Origin of the sequence: Actinophytocola sp., assembly GCF_050699915.1 — a bacterium.
In the GTDB taxonomy this organism is placed as follows: Bacteria; Actinomycetota; Actinomycetes; order Mycobacteriales; family Pseudonocardiaceae; genus Actinophytocola.
This window is the reverse complement of record NZ_JBOHGA010000044.1, coordinates 19,057-35,589: the sequence shown is the minus strand read 5'-3', so window position 1 is coordinate 35,589 and position 16,533 is coordinate 19,057. Positions and strand designations below refer to the sequence as shown.

16 protein-coding genes are annotated in these 16,533 nt (G+C 71.4%); 7 read left to right on the top strand and 9 right to left on the bottom strand.

The annotated features are described in order from the left end of the window. Positions 1-589: MFS transporter (locus ACRDSK_RS11215; RefSeq protein ID WP_431440160.1), on the bottom strand; the 589-nt coding region annotated here is incomplete at its 3' end. A gap of 104 nt (positions 590-693) precedes the next feature. On the opposite strand from ACRDSK_RS11215, the gene ACRDSK_RS11210 reads away from it, so the two are divergent. Beyond that, positions 694-1,557, top strand: a complete 864-nt coding sequence (locus ACRDSK_RS11210; RefSeq protein WP_431440158.1) for a sugar phosphate isomerase/epimerase family protein — start codon at positions 694-696, stop codon at positions 1,555-1,557. Between the two features lie 54 nt (positions 1,558-1,611). Then, positions 1,612-3,042, top strand: coding sequence for a M20/M25/M40 family metallo-hydrolase (locus ACRDSK_RS11205; protein ID WP_431440156.1), 1,431 nt, complete (start codon positions 1,612-1,614; stop codon positions 3,040-3,042). A gap of 9 nt (positions 3,043-3,051) precedes the next feature. Here the strand turns inward: ACRDSK_RS11205 and ACRDSK_RS11200 are convergent, their stop codons facing one another. After that, a complete protein-coding gene (locus tag ACRDSK_RS11200; protein ID WP_431440154.1) occupies positions 3,052-4,578 on the bottom strand; it encodes an Nramp family divalent metal transporter in 1,527 nt (508 codons plus the stop codon). A gap of 124 nt (positions 4,579-4,702) precedes the next feature. Here ACRDSK_RS11200 and ACRDSK_RS11195 point away from each other — a divergent pair, with 124 nt between their 5' ends. Then, positions 4,703-5,536, top strand: a complete 834-nt coding sequence (locus tag ACRDSK_RS11195) for an AraC family transcriptional regulator (protein WP_431440152.1) — start codon at positions 4,703-4,705, stop codon at positions 5,534-5,536. 11 nt (positions 5,537-5,547) lie between these two features. On the opposite strand, the gene ACRDSK_RS11190 is transcribed toward ACRDSK_RS11195, so the two are convergent. From ACRDSK_RS11190 to ACRDSK_RS11180, 3 genes are all read right to left on the bottom strand, one after another. Continuing rightward, positions 5,548-6,492, bottom strand: a complete 945-nt coding sequence (locus ACRDSK_RS11190) for a hypothetical protein (protein WP_431440150.1) — start codon at positions 6,490-6,492, stop codon at positions 5,548-5,550. Between the two features lie 155 nt (positions 6,493-6,647). Then, complete coding sequence (locus ACRDSK_RS11185; protein ID WP_431440148.1) at positions 6,648-7,094, bottom strand: FxsA family protein; 447 nt, start codon at positions 7,092-7,094, stop codon at positions 6,648-6,650. A 56-nt stretch (positions 7,095-7,150) separates the two neighbouring features. Next, on the bottom strand, positions 7,151-7,513 hold the full coding sequence (locus tag ACRDSK_RS11180; protein ID WP_431440146.1) for a DoxX family protein: 363 nt from the start codon (positions 7,511-7,513) through the stop codon (positions 7,151-7,153). 352 nt (positions 7,514-7,865) lie between these two features. Between ACRDSK_RS11180 and boxC the strand changes: the two genes are divergently transcribed. Genes boxC through ACRDSK_RS11160 form a run of 4 tightly spaced genes read left to right on the top strand, consistent with a single transcriptional unit; the run spans position 7,866 to position 13,339 of the window. Then, a complete protein-coding gene (boxC, locus tag ACRDSK_RS11175; protein WP_431440144.1) occupies positions 7,866-9,452 on the top strand; it encodes a 2,3-epoxybenzoyl-CoA dihydrolase in 1,587 nt (528 codons plus the stop codon). After that, the gene (gene boxB / locus ACRDSK_RS11170) at positions 9,449-10,870 is read left to right on the top strand and encodes a benzoyl-CoA 2,3-epoxidase subunit BoxB (RefSeq protein ID WP_431440142.1); all 1,422 of its coding nucleotides are present in this window, start codon (positions 9,449-9,451) and stop codon (positions 10,868-10,870) included. Before boxC ends, boxB begins: the two co-directional genes overlap by 4 nt. A 10-nt stretch (positions 10,871-10,880) precedes the next feature. Then, the gene (locus ACRDSK_RS11165; protein WP_431440140.1) at positions 10,881-12,482 is read left to right on the top strand and encodes a benzoate-CoA ligase family protein; all 1,602 of its coding nucleotides are present in this window, start codon (positions 10,881-10,883) and stop codon (positions 12,480-12,482) included. After that, positions 12,482-13,339, top strand: a complete 858-nt coding sequence (locus ACRDSK_RS11160; RefSeq protein ID WP_431440139.1) for an amidohydrolase family protein — start codon at positions 12,482-12,484, stop codon at positions 13,337-13,339. Before ACRDSK_RS11165 ends, ACRDSK_RS11160 begins: the two co-directional genes overlap by 1 nt. A gap of 6 nt (positions 13,340-13,345) precedes the next feature. Here ACRDSK_RS11160 and ACRDSK_RS11155 read toward each other — a convergent pair whose 3' ends face one another. From ACRDSK_RS11155 to ACRDSK_RS11140, 4 genes are all read right to left on the bottom strand, one after another. Continuing rightward, complete coding sequence (locus ACRDSK_RS11155) at positions 13,346-13,705, bottom strand: YciI family protein (protein ID WP_431440138.1); 360 nt, start codon at positions 13,703-13,705, stop codon at positions 13,346-13,348. Between the two features lie 112 nt (positions 13,706-13,817). Then, positions 13,818-14,519 (bottom strand): SAM-dependent methyltransferase, encoded by a 702-nt coding sequence (locus tag ACRDSK_RS11150; protein WP_431440136.1) that lies wholly within the window; start codon positions 14,517-14,519, stop codon positions 13,818-13,820. Further along, on the bottom strand, positions 14,516-15,424 hold the full coding sequence (locus ACRDSK_RS11145; protein WP_431440135.1) for a GNAT family N-acetyltransferase: 909 nt from the start codon (positions 15,422-15,424) through the stop codon (positions 14,516-14,518). Before ACRDSK_RS11145 ends, ACRDSK_RS11150 begins: the two co-directional genes overlap by 4 nt. A 170-nt stretch (positions 15,425-15,594) precedes the next feature. Then, on the bottom strand, positions 15,595-16,509 hold the full coding sequence (locus ACRDSK_RS11140) for a Kelch repeat-containing protein (RefSeq protein ID WP_431440133.1): 915 nt from the start codon (positions 16,507-16,509) through the stop codon (positions 15,595-15,597). Positions 16,510-16,533 lie beyond the last annotated feature (24 nt).

The window sequence follows — 16,533 nt, the reverse complement described above, 5'->3', positions numbered from 1 at the left end:
CCTGCGCCCGCGGGCGTAACGACGGCACCGCGAGCAGCAGCAGCGCGGAGAGGCCGAACGTCGCCGCGTCCACCAGCAGCACGCCCGGGATGCCGAGCACGCCGACGAGCGCGGCGGCCAGCAGCGGGCCGAGCGCGTCGCCGGCGTTGCCGCCGAGGCCGACGATCGAGTTCGCCGCCGGCAGATCCTCGTCGCGCACGAGCGCGGGCACCGCGGCGCGGGAGGCCGGCAGGAACACCTGGCCGGCGGCCGCGCGCAGCCCGACGAGCACGAGCAGGACCGGCAGCGGCGGCAGGGTCAGCGCGATCGCCGCGATCAGTCCACCTTGGACGATCTCGCTCGCGATCATCAGCCGGCGCAGGTCGAAGCGGTCTGCCAGTGCGCCGGCCAGCGGGCTCAGCAGCGACGGGGCGAAGTCGCCGACGAGCAGCAGCAGGGCGATCGCGAACGCCTCGCCGGTCGTGTTCGCGGTGTAGAGCATCAGCGCCACGAGGCTGAGCGCGTCGCCGGTCAGCGAGACGACCCGGGCGAGCGCGAGCGCGCCGAACGCACGGTTGGTCCGCAGCAGGGCACCGGGGGGCGTCGACACGCGCGCACCATAGCCGAAGCACCCGCGACAGCATCGACTCTAGCAGGAAAGCGCTTTCTCCGGTACTTTCGCTGTGATCGGCACCTGCGGACGGAGGGCATCCCATGGACCGGACGAGACGAGGAGTCCTGCAGCTGCTCGGCGCAACGGCACTCGCCCCGGCACTCGCCGCCGCACTGCCCGGCACCGCCGCCGCGACAACCACAGCGAGCCGACCCTGCCGGCGGATCCCGCGCGAGGGCATCGGCATGCACCTCTACACGGTCCGCGACATCCTGGCGGCCGACCCGCTCGGCACGCTGCGCGCGCTGGCCGAGATCGGCTACCGGTGCGTCGGGGTCAGCGCGTTCCCGCGGCCCGCGGCCGAGATCCGGGACATGTGCCGCGAGGCGCGGCTGCGGCCGGTGATCCTGCACGTGGGCCACGGCGACATCGTCGGCGACTGGGCGGCGAAGCTCGCCGACGCGCGGACCATCGGCGTGCGCTGGCTCGTGCTCTCCTCGTTCCCGGGCGAGATGTACACCGTCGAAGGCATGCGGCTCGGTGCCCGCCAGCTCAACGAGGCCGGCGCGGCGGCCCGCGAGCTCGGCATGGGCATGCTGCACCACAACCACGACACGGAGTTCCGCGTCGTCGACGGCCAGGTCCTCTACGACATCCTGCTGGCCGAGACCGACCCGCGAACCGTCGACTTCGAGCTGGACATCGGCTGGGCGCACCGCGCGGGCGCGGACTCGCGGCGGCTGTTCACCGAGCACCCGACCCGGTTCCCGGTGCTGCACGTGAAGGACCACGACGGCACCGGCAACTGGGCGGACGTCGGCGCCGGCGTGGTCGACTTCCCGCGCATCTTCGGGCAGGCCGACCGGGGTGGCGTCCGGTACTGGCTCGTCGAGCGCGACGACCAGCCGGCGCCGCTGGACACCGCGCGCAACAGCTTCGCCTATCTGGACCGGGTCCGGTTCTGACCGGGTCGCGCCGAGGTCTGTAAAACGCCGCCGCAGCGGTGTATGCAGTACGCCATGGCACAGAATCCCGAGCAACCCAGGTCATCACGGCGGACGTTCCTAGCGGCCTCGGCGGCCGCCGGCGGTGTGTCACTCGTCGGCGTGCCGGGGGTCGCGGGAGCGGATGCCGAGCGCGAGCACGGCGACGGACCGCCGCCGCTCGCGCAGAAGCCGAGCAAGGAACTGCAGGGCATCCTGCGAGAGCTGGACCAGCGGCGGATCGAGCGGTACGTGCGCAAGCTCGTGTCGTTCGGCACCCGGCACACGTTGTCGTCGCAGGACGACCCGGTGCGGGGGATCGGCGCCGCTCGCGACTGGATCCTGGCGGAGATGACGAAGAACGCGGAGGCGTCCGACGGGCGGATGACCGTCGAGCTGCAGTCCTACATCCAGGAGCCGGACGGCGATCGCATCCCGGTGCCGACCCGGATCACGAACGTGATGGCGACGCTGCGCGGTTCCAACTCGCCGGAACGGCTGTACGTGGTTTCCGGCCACTACGACTCGCGGGTCACCGATCCCAACAACTTCGCCGCGGACGCACCGGGGGCGGACGACGACGCGTCCGGGGTGGCGATCGTGATGGAGATGGCGCGGGTCTTCGCGAAGCGCCGGCCCGAGGCGACGATGGTGTTCACCGCGGTCGCCGGCGAGGAGCAGGGCCTGTACGGGGCGCGGCACATGGCGCGCCTGTACAAGGAGGCGGGCACCGACGTCCAGGGGATGTTCACCAACGACATCGTCGGCAGCAGCACCGCCGACGACGGCACCCGCGACCCGCGCACGGTCCGGCTGTTCGCGGAGGGGGTGCCGACCGCGGAGACGCCGGAGGAGGGCAACGTCCGGCGCGCGGTCGGCGGGGAGAACGACTCGCCCGCCCGCCAGCTCGCCCGCTTCGTGCGCGAGGTGGCGGACAACGACGCGACCGGCATGAACGTGCGGGTGATCTACCGGCGGGACCGGTACCTGCGCGGCGGCGACCACATCGGCTTCCTCGAGCAGGCCTACCCGGCGGCGCGGTTCACCGAGCCGAACGAGGACTACGCCCACCAGCACCAGGACGTGCGGGTGGAGGACGGCAAGCAGTTCGGTGACCTCATCGAGTTCTGCGACTTCGCCTACATGCTGCGGGTGGCCAAGGTGAACACGGCCGCGTTGTGGTCGCTCGCCACCGCCCCGGGCACGCCGAAGAACGTCCGGGTGCTCACCTCCGCGCTGACCAACAACACGGATCTGGTGTGGGACCGGGGCACCGAGCCCGACCTTGCCGGCTACGAGGTGGTCTGGCGGGAGACGACCGCTCCCGAGTGGACGGACGTGATCCGGGTCGGCGACGTCACGTCGACGTCGATCGACATGTCGAAGGACAACGTGTTCTTCGGCGTGCGGGCGGTCGACCGGGCCGGCAGGCGCAGCCCGGTCGCCTTCCCGCGTCCGCAGTCCTAAGGCACGGTCCTAGAACTGCACGAGCGCCTCGCCCACGATGAACTCGTAGGCGAAGTTGACGAAGAAGAACCCGAAGAACAACACGTTGAGCCACAGGATGACGTAGTGCCAGGGCCGCGGGCGGGCGGCCCTGGGCAACCTGGAGTTCAGGTACATCAACGCGAACGGGAACATCAGCGCGCCGAGGTTCGACATGTTCGCGGAGATGCGCACCAGGTCGGTCGGCAGCGCCAGGTGCAGCGCGATCCCGATCACCACGATCAGTGCCAGCATGAAGGGGTAGTAGAACTTGCGCGGGTCGCCCGCGAGCACCCGGCGCAGCCGCTCGCTCGTGGCGTTCGCGGCGTCGGTGAAGTTGCGCACCAGCGCCTCGAAGATGCCGAGCTGCGTCGAGAACAGGACCATGACGCCCACCACGAGCATGAGGTAGAACATGCCCTGGCCGTACTGGGCGCCGAGGTGCTCGGCGGTGAACGTCGGCACGTTGGCGTCGGTCGGGACCTCGCCGCTGGTCTTCACCACGTGTGCCATGAGGACGGTCGGCAGCAGCATGCCGAGCATCGCGCCGCCGAAGAACACGACCCACAGGTCGATCCTCAGCAACCCGTACCAGCGTCGCCACCTGCGCTCGTTCTCGGGGGTGTCCAGGAAGGTCACGCCGACCGGCTCCACCGCCTGCTTGCCGCCGCGCAGACCGGCGAGGTAGCCCACCCGCGAGCCCATGCCGTAACCCTTGTCCCGGTAGTGGTTCATCACGTACCAGTTCAGCCCGGACGCGAGTGCGGTGAACCCGGCGAGCCCGCCGAGCGTGGACGCGGTGATCCCCTCGGGTGGTGCGGCGGGCGTGACGAGGCCGCGAATGCCCTCCCACCAGGTGTCCCACGGCACGACCGCCACGCACACGACGATCAGGATCATCAGCAGGGTGCCGACCAGCACCCAGTTCGTCAGCTCCAGCGAGCGCGAGATCTTCTTCGCCAGCGCGGTGATCAGGAAGACGACGAGCAGCAGTCCGATTGCGAGCAGGCGCACCCACTCGATCTCGTCCTCCTCGTGCAGCCGCCCGGTGATCAGCGCGAACAGGCCCTGTCCCGCGCCGGCCGCCCAGCCGCCGAAGATGAAGGCGAAGTACAGCACGATCAGGGAGACGGGCACCCAGAACTTCCAGCCGGGCGGCACCCGACCGAACCCGACGATCGGCACCTCGCCGGTCGCCAGCACGTACCGGGAGCACTCGACGTTGTAGAACGTCTGCAGCAACGCCGAAACGGTGATCACCCAGCCCACGCCGACGAAGCCGAACTCGCCGACGGCACTCGGTCCGAGCAGCCACTCGCCGCTGCCGATCGAGATGCCCAGCGCGATCAGGCTCGGGCCGATGACGAACTGGATGATCTGTAAGGGGCCGATACGGCTTACCTTGAAGACTTCCTCCGGCTCCGGCAGGTCCGCCACGCCGAGTGGCGGGCGGCTTGTGCCGAGCGGGTACTCGGTGGCGGTTTGGGAAGGGGCGGGTCCATCGACATCGTTGGCCATGGCGACCTCCTTCCTATTGGGATACTGCATACGATCCAGTTCGTCAATCTTGTACGCAGTATCTGATAATGGTTGTTAGATATAGATGGTTTGACCTGTCGGACGTGGGTGCCATCCTGTTGCCATGACCGACGCTCTCCGCGCTCCGGCCACCACCAGCGAGTACGGCATCCTCGGCGTCCGCGACACCGACTTCCGGGTCGACCGCGCGCCGGCGGCGGCCGACCTCGCCGACCTGGTCGAGCGGCACTGGCTGGTGAGCTGGGACCTGCCGCCCGGACGCCGGGCCGCGGTCACGCTGCTGCCGCACCCGTGCGTGAACCTCGTGTACGACCGCGGCCTGGTGGCGATCGCCGGCGTGGGTAGCAGCCGGTTCACCTACACCCTGTCCGGCCGCGGCCGGGTGTTCGGGGTGAAGTTCCGGCCGGGGGCGTTCCGCCCGTTCCTTGGCCGGCCGGTCTCCGAGCTGACCGACCAGGTCCGGCCGCTGGCGACGTTGTGGGGCGCATCCGCTGACGCGCTCGCCGCGGAGCTCACGGCGGCGCCCGACCTGGACGCGCTGGTCGTGGTTGCGCAGCGGCACCTTCGGGCGCACTGGCCGGCGCCGGACCCGGAGGTGGCGCGGATCGGCGCGATCGTGCACGCGCTGCTGGACGACCGGTCGGTCACCCGCGTCGAGGAGGTCTGCGAGCGGTTCGACATCCGGCCGCGGACGCTGCAGCGGCTGTTCCAGCGGTATGTCGGCGTTAGCCCGAAGTGGGTGCTGCGCCGGTACCGGCTGCACGAGGCGGCGGCGCGGCTGGCGGAGGGACCGGATGCGAGCTGGGCGGAGGTGGCCGCGGAGCTCGGCTACTTCGACCAGTCGCACTTCATCCGCGACTTCACCCGGGCGGTCGGCATGACCCCGGTGGCGTACGCGGAGGCCTGTCGCCGGCAGGTCGCCCCGGTGTCGGCCTAGCCCCGCTCGTCTCAGTCTCGGCGCCAGATGACCGGTGTGCCGGGCGCCACGGTGACCTCGCCGCCCTCACCGAACACGGTGCCGTCGTCGCCGACGCCGTCCACCTGGACATCGCTGAAGCCCTTCGGTACCGGCAGCGCACCGGCAGGTACCCCGTTGTCCCACGTTGTCGCCGGGTAGTTGCCGACCGCGAGGCCGGATCGGTTGACGTGGTAGGCCCGACCGGGGCCATTCAGCTCCTGCGGTCTACTGGCCGGCGTCGGCCAGTAGAGCGAGACCTCCTCGGCGGTGGTGGTCGAGACCGCGGAGCCGACCACGTGGCCGCCGGCGATCGCGGACGCCGTCGTGTAGGCGTACTCGTCCGGTACGGGAAGCATCGTCACCTCGCCGTCCCGCCAGATCGCCGGGCCGTCCTGGCTGGTGAGCAGGAGCGTGCCGTCGTCGTCGATGTCGACCGCGTACTGCTCCTCGAGCGTGGGGTGGATGATGATCGGCTCGGCCGCGATGGGCGACCACACCACGTTCGCCGGCTCGATCGTGGTGTCCGGCGCCCAAACCGAGGCGAGGATGTCGCCACGGTCGTTGACACCGAAGACCTGTGCCGCGGTGTACTCACCGGGCGGCGTGAGCAGCGAGAAGGTGCCGTTCTGGTAGACGAAGGCCTGGTCGTAGATCGAGTTCTCGCAGTTGTACGCCGTACCGACGACGAGTCCGGACGAGTTCTCGTCCGAGACACCGGCACTGTCGCAGCCGTCCGGGGCGCCCGCGACGAACGGCTGGTCACCGTCGTAGAGCACCACGGCGAACCGGCCGCCGGAGTGCTGGATCGTGCCGGAGTAGTGGCCGTGCCCGTCCGTTCCGTCGAGCCAGACCAGCCCGTCCGGATATTCCGCCGGCAGCGGCAGCACGGCGGCCTGCCACTCGCCGGCCTCCGCCTGTGCGACGGCCGGAGCCACGAGCCCGGAGGCGACGACGATCGCAACTACCGCGGTGAAAGATGTTCGCCAAGACACAAGTAACCCCCCAGTTATTTGCCGACATCTCGACCGTCGCACGACAGCTGGGGAGCGTTACGGGCGGCAGTGCAAGATTGCACGAACGCCGCAGTTCGTCAGTCGCGGTCCTCGCGCACGGACTCGATCACGATCGGCCGGTCGTCCTCGGGCTGGACCACCTCGGAGTCGACGACGATCACCTGGCGGGGCCGGCGCTGCTCGGCGCGGCGGAGCATCCGGCGCCGGACGATGGCCCGGGTCGGCGGGAAGAGCAGGAACAGGGCGAGCACGTCGGAGACGAAGCCGGGGAAGAGTACGAGCCCCGCGGCGACGCCGACGAGCATGCCGTCGACCATCTGCGGCTGCGGGTCCCGCCGGCTGCGCACGGCGTCGGCGAAGGCCGTGAGCGTGCGGGTGCCCTGCCGGCGCAGCATCGCCACGCCGACCACGGACACGGCGACGAGCAGCAGGATGGTCACGAGCACGCCGATGGCCTGCCCGATCGCGACGATCACCGCGATCTCGGCCAGCATCATGACCAGCAGGAGCACGAACACGGGCACGGGGTGCCTCCTTCTCTCTACCGGTCCAACGTACGAGCGCGCCCGATTGCTCCCGATCAGCCGTCGCGCGCCGCGAGAGCCTGCGTGACCAGCGGAACCTGCAGCGGCAGCCGCGCGATGGCGGCCGCGCGCAGTGCCGGGTGGGACAGCACCCGGACGGCCTTGACGTTGCCCGGGAACACGGCGACGAAGAAGGCCGCCGCGAGCGTCCCGCCGGCCCGTCGCGTGCGCGGGTTGGCGAGCAGCCCGGCGAGCCCCAGCTCCACGACGCCGGACGCGTAGGTCCAGAACCGGGCCGACCCCGGCAGCGAGGTGGGGACGATCGCGTCGAACGGCTTCGGCGCGGCGAAGTGCAAGGTCCCGGTGGTGGTCAGCAGCGCGGCCAGCCGCAACGCGGCCCGCCTCCCCGATCGGCTCATCTGCGCGACCCTAGCGGTGCGGCCCACGCGCCGACGCGGCCTCGACGATCCGCTCGGCTGCGCGGCTCTGGCGGTAGGGCCCACGGGGCTCGGCCTCCGGCCCCCGATCGCCAGCTTACGGGCCACCCCTGACAATTCCGCCTCCGGCCGAGCCGGCCTGTGGACAACTCCGAACTCGCGGGGGCCCCCCGCTTTCCAGTCTATGTGGGCATACCGACGATTTCGGCCGTGCGTGCGGGGCTGTGGACAACCTCGGGGCGCGAGTGGCGCGTTGTGACCGATCTTCTACACAACCTTGACGAGCGCTGGCACTGTTGTAGACGATAGAGGCACCCACCACGAGGAGGGTCCGATGGTGTCCTTCGACGCCCATCCGGACGGCTACCGGCATTGGCGGCTGCGGATCGAGGGTGAGATCGCCTGGCTCGAGCTCGACGTCGACGAGCAGGGCGGGATCCAGCCCGGTTACGAGCTCAAGCTCAACTCCTACGACCTCGGCGTCGACATCGAGCTCTACGACGCCACCCAGCGGCTGCGCTTCGAGCACCCCGAGGTCCGTGCGGTCGTCCTCACCAGCGCCAAGGACAAGGTCTTCTCCGCGGGTGCGAACATCCGGATGCTGGCCGCCGCGAGCCACGAGTGGAAGGTCAACTTCTGCAAGTTCACCAACGAGACCCGCAACGGGATGGAGGACTCGTCCGCGAACGGCCAGGTCTGGCTCGCCGCGGTCAACGGGTCCTGCGCGGGCGGCGGCTACGAGCTCGCGCTCGCCTGTGAGCACATCGTCCTTGTCGACGACAACTCCTCGACCGTCGCCCTGCCCGAGGTGCCGCTGCTCGGCGTGCTCCCGGGCACCGGCGGCCTGACCCGCGTCGTCGACAAGCGCGGCACCCGCAAGGACCTCGCCGACGTGTTCGCCACCCGCCCGGACGGCGTCAAGGGCCGCGCCGCGGTCGAGTGGCGGCTGGTCGACGAGCTGGCCCCGCCCCGCCGGTTCAAGGAGACGGTCGAGGAGCGCGCGCGTGAGCTGGCGAACCGGACCCGGCCGCGCGAGGCCACGGGCATCGAGCTGACGCCACTCCAGCGCGACCGCTGGGTCACCGCCGACCTCGACCGCGACGCCGGCACGGTCGCCATCACGGTCACGGCTCCCGAGCAGCCGGGCGAGCTCGAGGAGAGCGCCGAGTTCTGGCCGCTCGCCGTGACCCGTGAGCTCGACGACCTCATCCTCCGGCTCCGCGCCAACGAGCCCGAGCTGGGCACCTGGCTCATCCGCACCGCGGGCGACCCCGAGGTCGTCACCGGCTACGAGCGGCTGCTCGCGGCGGACCACTGGCTCGCCAACGAGATCGTCCACTACTGGAAGCGCACGCTGAAGCGGCTGGACGTCACCAGCCGCAGCCTCATCGCGCTGATCGAGCCGGGCTCGTGCTTCGCCGGCATGCTCGCCGAGCTGGCGTTCGCCTGCGATCGGCAGTACCTGCTCGACGACGAGGAGGCCGGCCAGGCGGGCACGCTCACCCTCACCGAGGCGAACTTCGGCACCTTTCCGATGGGCAACGGCATCTCCCGGCTGGAGTCCCGCTTCTGGGCCGATCGGTCCCATGTGGACACGTTGCGCAAGGAGATCGGCAACCGGCTCGGCCCGGCGGAGGCCAGGGAGCTCGGCCTGGTCACCGACGCGCTCGACGACATCGACTGGGAGGACGAGATCCGCATCGTCGTGGAGGGCCGCAACGCGCTGAGCCCGGACGCGTGCACGGGCATGGAGGCCAACCACCGGTTCGTCGGCCCGGAAACGATCGAGACCAAGATCTTCGGCCGGCTCTCCGCCTGGCAGAACTGGATCTTCAACCGCCCCAACGCGTCCGGTGAGGACGGTGCGCTGCGCCGCTACGGCACCGGCAAGAAGGCGGTCTTCGACAGGAGGCGGGTGTGACCACGTCGATCAACTACGACGACAAGATCCCGAACAACGTCGACCTGGCCTCGGACCGGCGCCTGCAGCGTGCGCTGGAGGGCTGGCAGCCGAAGTTCATGCACTGGTGGGGCGAGATGGGCCCCACGCTGGAGACGCACGGCGTCTACCTGCGCACCGCGGTCAGCGTCGGCCGCGAGGGGTGGGCGCACTTCGACCACGTCAACGTGCCGGACTACCGCTGGGGGATCTTCCTCGCCGAGCGCGACCCGGACCGGCGGATCGCCTTCGGCGAGCACCTGGGCGAGCCGGCGTGGCAGCAGGTGCCCGGCGAGTACCGGGCCGACCTGCAGCGGCTGATCGTGATCCAGGGCGACACCGAGCCGGCGTCGGTGGAGCAGCAGAAGCTGCTCGGCCTGACCGCGCCGTCGCTCTACGACCTGCGCAACCTCTTCCAGGTCAACGTGGAGGAGGGCCGCCACCTGTGGGCGATGGTGTACCTGCTGCACGCGTACTTCGGCAAGGAGGGTCGCGAGGAGGCGGAGGGGCTGTTGCTGCGCAACTCCGGCAGCCCCGACTCGCCGCGCATCCTCGGCGCGTTCAACGAGGAGACCGCCGACTGGCTCGCGTTCTTCATGTTCACCTACTTCACCGACCGGGACGGCAAGTACCAGCTCGGCACGCTGAAGGAGTCCGCGTTCGACCCGCTGTCGCGCACCTGCGAGTTCATGCTCAAGGAGGAGGCGCACCACATGTTCGTCGGCACCACGGGTGTCGACCGGGTGGTCGAGCGCAGCGCGGCCCTGATCCGCGAGCACGACACGCTGGACATCGGGCCGCACGGCGGGATCCCGCTCGACATCATCCAGAAGTACGTCAACTTCCACTACACGGTCTCGCTCGACCTGTTCGGCAGCGAGACGTCGACCAACGCGGCGAACTACTTCACCGCCGGCCTCAAGGGACGGTGGCAGGAGACCCGCCGCAAGGACGACCACCTGCTCACCGAGGACGGCGTGTTCCTCGACCGGCCGGGCGCCGACGGAACCTGGAGCTCCGACGAGCTCTCCGCGCTGCTGGCGCTCAACCTCGACCTGCGCGGCGAGTACATCGCCGACTGCGAGACCGGGATCAAGCGGTGGAACCGCATCCTGGAGAGCGCCGAGATCGGCTTCCGGTTCGCGCTGCCGCACCCGGGGTTCAACCGCTCGGTCGGGGTCAGCGCGGGGTACCACGTCACCCCGGACGGCACGATCGTCGACGAGGCCACCTGGCGGGCCGCCAGCCACAAATGGCTGCCGACCGGGGAGGACCTGGCGTTCGTGCGTTCGCTGATGCACCCTGTCTACCAGCGCGGCAAGATCGCCAGCTGGGTCGCGCCACCTCGCAACGGCATCAACGGGAAACCGTTCGACTACGAGTACGTGTACCTCCCCTGAGGAGTCGACGATGACTCTGTCCCCCGCGACGTTCAACGCGACCGAGTACCTGCTCGACCGGCACCTGGCCGACGGCCACGGCGACCGTCCCGCCGTCGTGTGCGGACCCGTGACCCTCACCTACGCCGAGCTCGCCGAGGAGACCCGGCGGGTCGCCGAGGGGCTGCGCGCGATCGGGGTGCGGCCGGAGGAGCGGGTGATGCTCTGCATGGCCGACGGCGTGGAGCTGCTGTCCGGCATCCTCGGCGCGATGTACCTGGGCGCCGTGCCGGTCCCGGTGTCGACCATGGTCACCGGCGGCGAGCTCGCCGCCGTGCTCAACGACTCCCGGGCCCGGGTGCTGTGCGTGTCCGTGGAGTTCGTCGACGCCGCGCGGACCGCGCTCGCCACCGCGTCCGAGGTCGAGCACGTCGTGCTGGACGGCGAGGTCGAGCTCGCCGCGCCGGAGATCCACCAGTGGGTCGACCTGCGCACCGCGGGCGAGGCGGCCGCGCCGTACGCGACCTGGCCGGACTCGCCGGCGCTGTGGCTCTACACCTCGGGCACCACGGGCAAGCCGAAGGGCGCGATGCACCGGCACGGCAGCGTCCGGGACGTCGCCGAGCTGTACGGCAACGGCGTGCTGGAGGTCCGGCCGGGGGACCGGTGCCTGTCGGTCGCCAAGCTGTTCTTCGCCTACGGGCTGGGGAACTCGGCGTTCTTCCCGCTCGCCGCCGGCGCGACCGCCGTGCTGGAGCGGTCCCGGCCGACCCCGCAGGTGATGGCCTCCCTCGCCGCGGTGGAGCGGCCGACGCTGTTCTTCGGCGTGCCGACGTTCTACTCCGCGCTGCTGAACTCCGACGTGCCCGACGACAGCTTCGCCTCGGTGCGCCAGGGGATCTCGGCCGGCGAGCCGCTGCCGCCGGTGCTGTTCCACCGGTTCCGCGAGCGGTTCGGGGTGGAGGTCCTCGACGGGCTCGGCTCGACGGAGGCGCTGCACATCTTCCTGTCCAACCGGCCCGGCCGGGTGCATCCCGGCTCGTCCGGCACGCCGGTGGGCGGCTACCGCGTGGAGATCCGCGACGAGCACGGCGCGCCGATCTCCGCGGCCGGCGAGCCGGGTGACCTGTTCCTGTCCGGGCCGTCGGTGGCCACCGGGTACTGGTGCCGCACGGAGACCACGCGTGCGGTGTTCCAGGGGGAGTGGCTGCGGACCGGGGACACCTACGTGCGCAACGAGGACGACACGTACACCTGCCTCGGCCGGTCCAACGACATGCTGAAGGCGGGCGGCATCTGGGTGTCGCCGGCGGAGGTGGAGGAGCGGCTGCTCGAGCACCCGGACGTGGCCGAGGCGGCGGTCGTGGCCGGCCGGGACGCGGACGGGTTGGACAAGCCGATCGCCTGCGTGGTGCCGGTTTCCGGGCGCGCGGTGGATCCGGAGGCGCTGGTCCGGTGGTGCCGCGAGGAGCTCGCCGGGTACAAGCGGCCGCGGGCCGTGGTGCGGATGACCGAGCTGCCGAAGACGGCGACCGGCAAGATCCGCCGCAACGTGCTGCGCGAGCTGGTCGCCGACGAGCTGGTGGTGCGGCCGGTCGCGTCCGTGGAACCGCCGCCGGCGGTGCGCACCTGATGCTCGACGGGATGCCGCTGGTCGACGCGCACGTGCACGCGCCGCGGCTGTCCACGTTGAAGCCGGCGTGGCGGGAGTGGGCGGCGGAGTTCGGCGGGCGCTACGACTGGCGCTCGGCGTACTCCGCCGACGGCGACCCGGTGCCGGCGTCGCTGGACGCCCTGCTGGAGTCCGAGGGCGTCGACCGGGCGTTGCTGTTCTGCGAGTACAGCCCGCGGGCCACCGGCATCCAGCCGATCGAGGACAACCTGCCGCTGGTGGCGCACAATCCGGACCGGTTCCGGTTGGTGGCCAACGTGAACCCGCACCTGCACCACCCGGTCGCGGCCGAGGTGGAGCGTCAGCTGTCGATGGGTGCGGTGGCGCTGAAGGTGCACCCGGTGCACGGCGCGTTCTCCCCGGCCGACCGGGAGCTGTACGCCGCGTACGAGGTGTGCGCCGACCGCGGCGTGCCGGTGATCGTCCACACGGGATCCTCGACGTTCCCCGGGTCGCGCGCCCGCTTCGGCGACCCGGCGCTGCTGGTGGATGTCGTCGAGGACTTCCCGTCGCTGGACGTGATCTTCGCCCACGGCGGTCGGGGCTGGTGGTACGACGTGGCGGCGTTCCTGGCGCTGGCCAAGCCGAACGTGTGGCTGGACGTGGCCGGCCTGCCCCCGCACAAGCTGCCGACGTACTACGCCCGCCACGACTTCACCCGCCTGGCGACGCGGATGGTGTTCGGCACGGACTGGCCGGGTGTCCCCGGCGTGGCCCGCAACGCGCGAGCGTTCGCCGGGCTGGGCCTGCCGGAGGAGGTGCTCCGCGGCGTGCTGGCCGGCAACGCCGCGAAGCTCTTCCCCGGCCTCGGCATCTGACCCGGCTCAGCCGGGGATCTCGTCGAACTCCACGACCTGCCGCACCTCGACCTCGACCTCGTCGAACAGCTCGGCGTAGCTGGCCGCGAACGCGACGGCCTCCGCGCGATCCTTCGCGTTGATGAGCGCGAACCCGCCGATGACCTCCTTGGTCTCGGTGAACGGACCGTCGGTCACCGTCACCTTGCGGCCGGCCCGGCGGACCAGCGAGCCCTTCACCGACGGGTGCACGCCCTCCGCGGTGATCAGGACACCGCTGTCGACCGCCTCCTGGATGAAGGCGCCCATCTTCTCGATGAACTCCTGGCTGGGGTTCCACGCCTCGGGCCGGGTCTCGTCGAGCCGGTGCATCATCAGAAATCGCATTGCCACTCCCTGTTTCTCCCGGTCTGGTCGCTCCAGCCGGTCACCACCCCGTCGGACGACGCTCGGCGGATTCGACATCGCGGTGCAATGTGACGTGCGTCACCCTTGGCGCCTAGCGGGCCAGGACGAGGTAGGCGAAGCCCAGCACCCCGCGGTACGCCGTCAGGTACTCGTGTTCCCGGGCCGCGTGGCGTTCGCGGACCTCGGTCGCGTGGGGATCGTCGGGGTTGGCCAGCAACCACTCCCGCTGGCCGGCGCGGTGGCGGGACTCGAAGTCGTCCCACTCCCGCTGGCCGGCGGTGTCCAGGTGCAACACCTGCCAGCCGGCGTCGCGGCTTGCCGCGGCCAGATCGGCGAGCGGCAGGACGTCGTCGCCGAAGATCGCGTGGGCGGCCGGGGTCGGCGGGGCGGGCCAGCAGCCGTCGCCGACCAGCACCTGGCCATGCGGCACGATCTCCGCGAGCCGGGACAGCATCTCCCGCGTGCCGCCGAACGCGTGCGACGAGCCGACGCACAGCGCCCGATCGGCGGTGCCGCGCCACGTCGCGGCCGGTTGCTCGACGAACTCGACGGGCAGCCCGCGCTCGGCCGCCGCTCGCCGCCCACGGTTCAGCGCGTCCGCGTCGGTGTCCACCCCGGTCCCGGTGCCGCCACGGGCCGCCGCCCGCAGGAGCAGCTCACCCCAGCCGCAGCCGAGATCGACGATCCGGCCGGCCGGGTCGAGTCGGTCGAGCAGCAGTGTGGCGTGCTCCTCGGAGAGCGGGGTGTTCCACGTCAGCCGCGAGTACCGTGCGGCGGCGAGCGGGTCGGTCACTTCAGGTAAACCCTTTCCTGCGTGATCGGGTAGCCGGCGCGGGCGAACGTCGCCGCCATCGGGGTGTTCGTCATGTCCGTCTCGGCGGTGACCTGGTCCGCGCCCTCGTCGCGCAGGAGGTGGGTGGCCTCGACCAGCAGGTCGTAGGCGTACCGGTTGCCGCGCTGTTCGGGCACCACCGCGACCAGGCCGATCGTGTGGCTGTTGTAGTTGTTGCCCGGCACCGTCAGACCCACCAGCTCACCGTCCACTGTGTACGCCAGCCGCCACCACTCGCGTGGCGACGGCAGCCAGTGCAGGAACTCCAGCTGCTCCCGGGCGGCCTCCTCCGGACCACCCTTGGCCATCGAGCGCCGGTCGTGGGCGTCGAGCGACCCGTGGGCCACCCGGCGTAGGACGTCGGTGATCACCTCGTCGTCCGGCTCCGGCTCGAAGCGCAGCCGGCCGGGTCGCTCGGGCAGGCCGTCGGCCGGCGTCCACGCGTACCGCAGCCGTTCGACGAACCGGCGCATGCCGGCTCGTTCGGCGACCTCGATCCGCGCCTCGCCGGCCCGCCGCGTCTCCGGATCCTCCCGCCAGGCCGGCGGGAGGACCAGGCAGTAGTCCGTGTCGAACCCGGCCTTGCGCAACACCTCGACAGCCGCGTCGGACTCGTCGTCGCGGAAGTCCAGCCAGTCCAGGGCCTTCGGTGCGTCGTCGTCGGGAGCGCCCCACCACGCGGCGCGTGCCACGGGCCGGTCGCCGCGCAGCGCCAGCCATGTCCACTCGGGACGGTACTCACGCCTTTCGGTGAGCTCGCGGTAGTCGCGGCCCATCGACTGGACGCCGACCAGCGCCGGCTCGTGCAGGGACAGGAACAGGTTCTCCTCGCCCGCGGTGAGCGGGCGTACGACCAGATCGGTCATCGTGATTCCTTAGGAGTTCGCGCGCTCTAGCCCCGCGCGAACGCCCGAGCGGCGGGGTGGGAGCGCATGATCGACTCGGTGGACATCGCGCTCACCTCCTCTCGCTTCGTGGGCGTGGCGCAGACCCAACCACACCGACCGCCGGCCGTCCAACGGATTTACAGCGCCGTTTACAGAGGCAGCGCCTCGACCACGTCGGCGACCGAGAGGCCGGGCGTCGGGCCGCCGAGCAACGTGTACGCCACCCCGTCGACGACCGCGGCGCCGAGCCCGTGCCGGCGGTGGTCCAGCGCGGGCAGCGTCGAGACCTTGCCGTCCGCGTCGACGCACTCGACCTGGTCGAACGTGCCGTCGGGCGCCTCACCGCCGACCACGCAGCCGCCGCGGCCGGGCGCATGGAAGCCGGCGACGCCGCCGCGCGCGGTCGGCACGTCGCCGGCCTTGCGGACACGGTCGCCGGTGACGACGTCGACGTCGGTGACGTTCGTGTCGAGCCCGCCCTTGCGGCCGGCGAGGAACCAGGTGGTGCCGTCGCCGTCGGATGCGGCGGCGAGGTGCTCGCGGGGCGTGCCGAGCACGCCGATGCGTCGCCACCGGTCGTCCCGCAGCTCGAAGACGTCGCCGGCGAGCCCGTTCGGGCCGACACCGCCGGCGTAGACCAGGCGTTGGCCGTCCCAGGCGAGGGCGCCGGCGGCGCGGGGTTCGGGGAGTTCCGGGCCGTCGGTCCAGGCGCCGTCCTCGATCGTCCAGACGGTGTCGGTCGGCTCGTGGGTGTCCGTGTAGCCGCCGACGACCCAGAGGCGCTCGCCGTCGCCGGCGGCTCCGGTGTGGTGGCGCGGTTCGGGGAGGTCCGGACCGGCGGCCCAGGAGTCGGCGGCGGGGTCGTAGATGGCGACCTCGGTGGCGGCGCCGGCCTCGGTCAGACCGCCGGCGACCCAGATCTTCGCGTCGAGCACCCCCGCGGCCACCTCGGTTCGCGCGGAAGGGGCGCTCGACTTGTCCCGCCAGCCGTCGCCGTCGGGTTCGGGCTCGCTCGCGCACGCGGCGGCGGTGAGCAGGAGGGCGGCCGCGAGGAGGTGGCGCATGCGGTCGAGCCTAGGGCCGGGCGC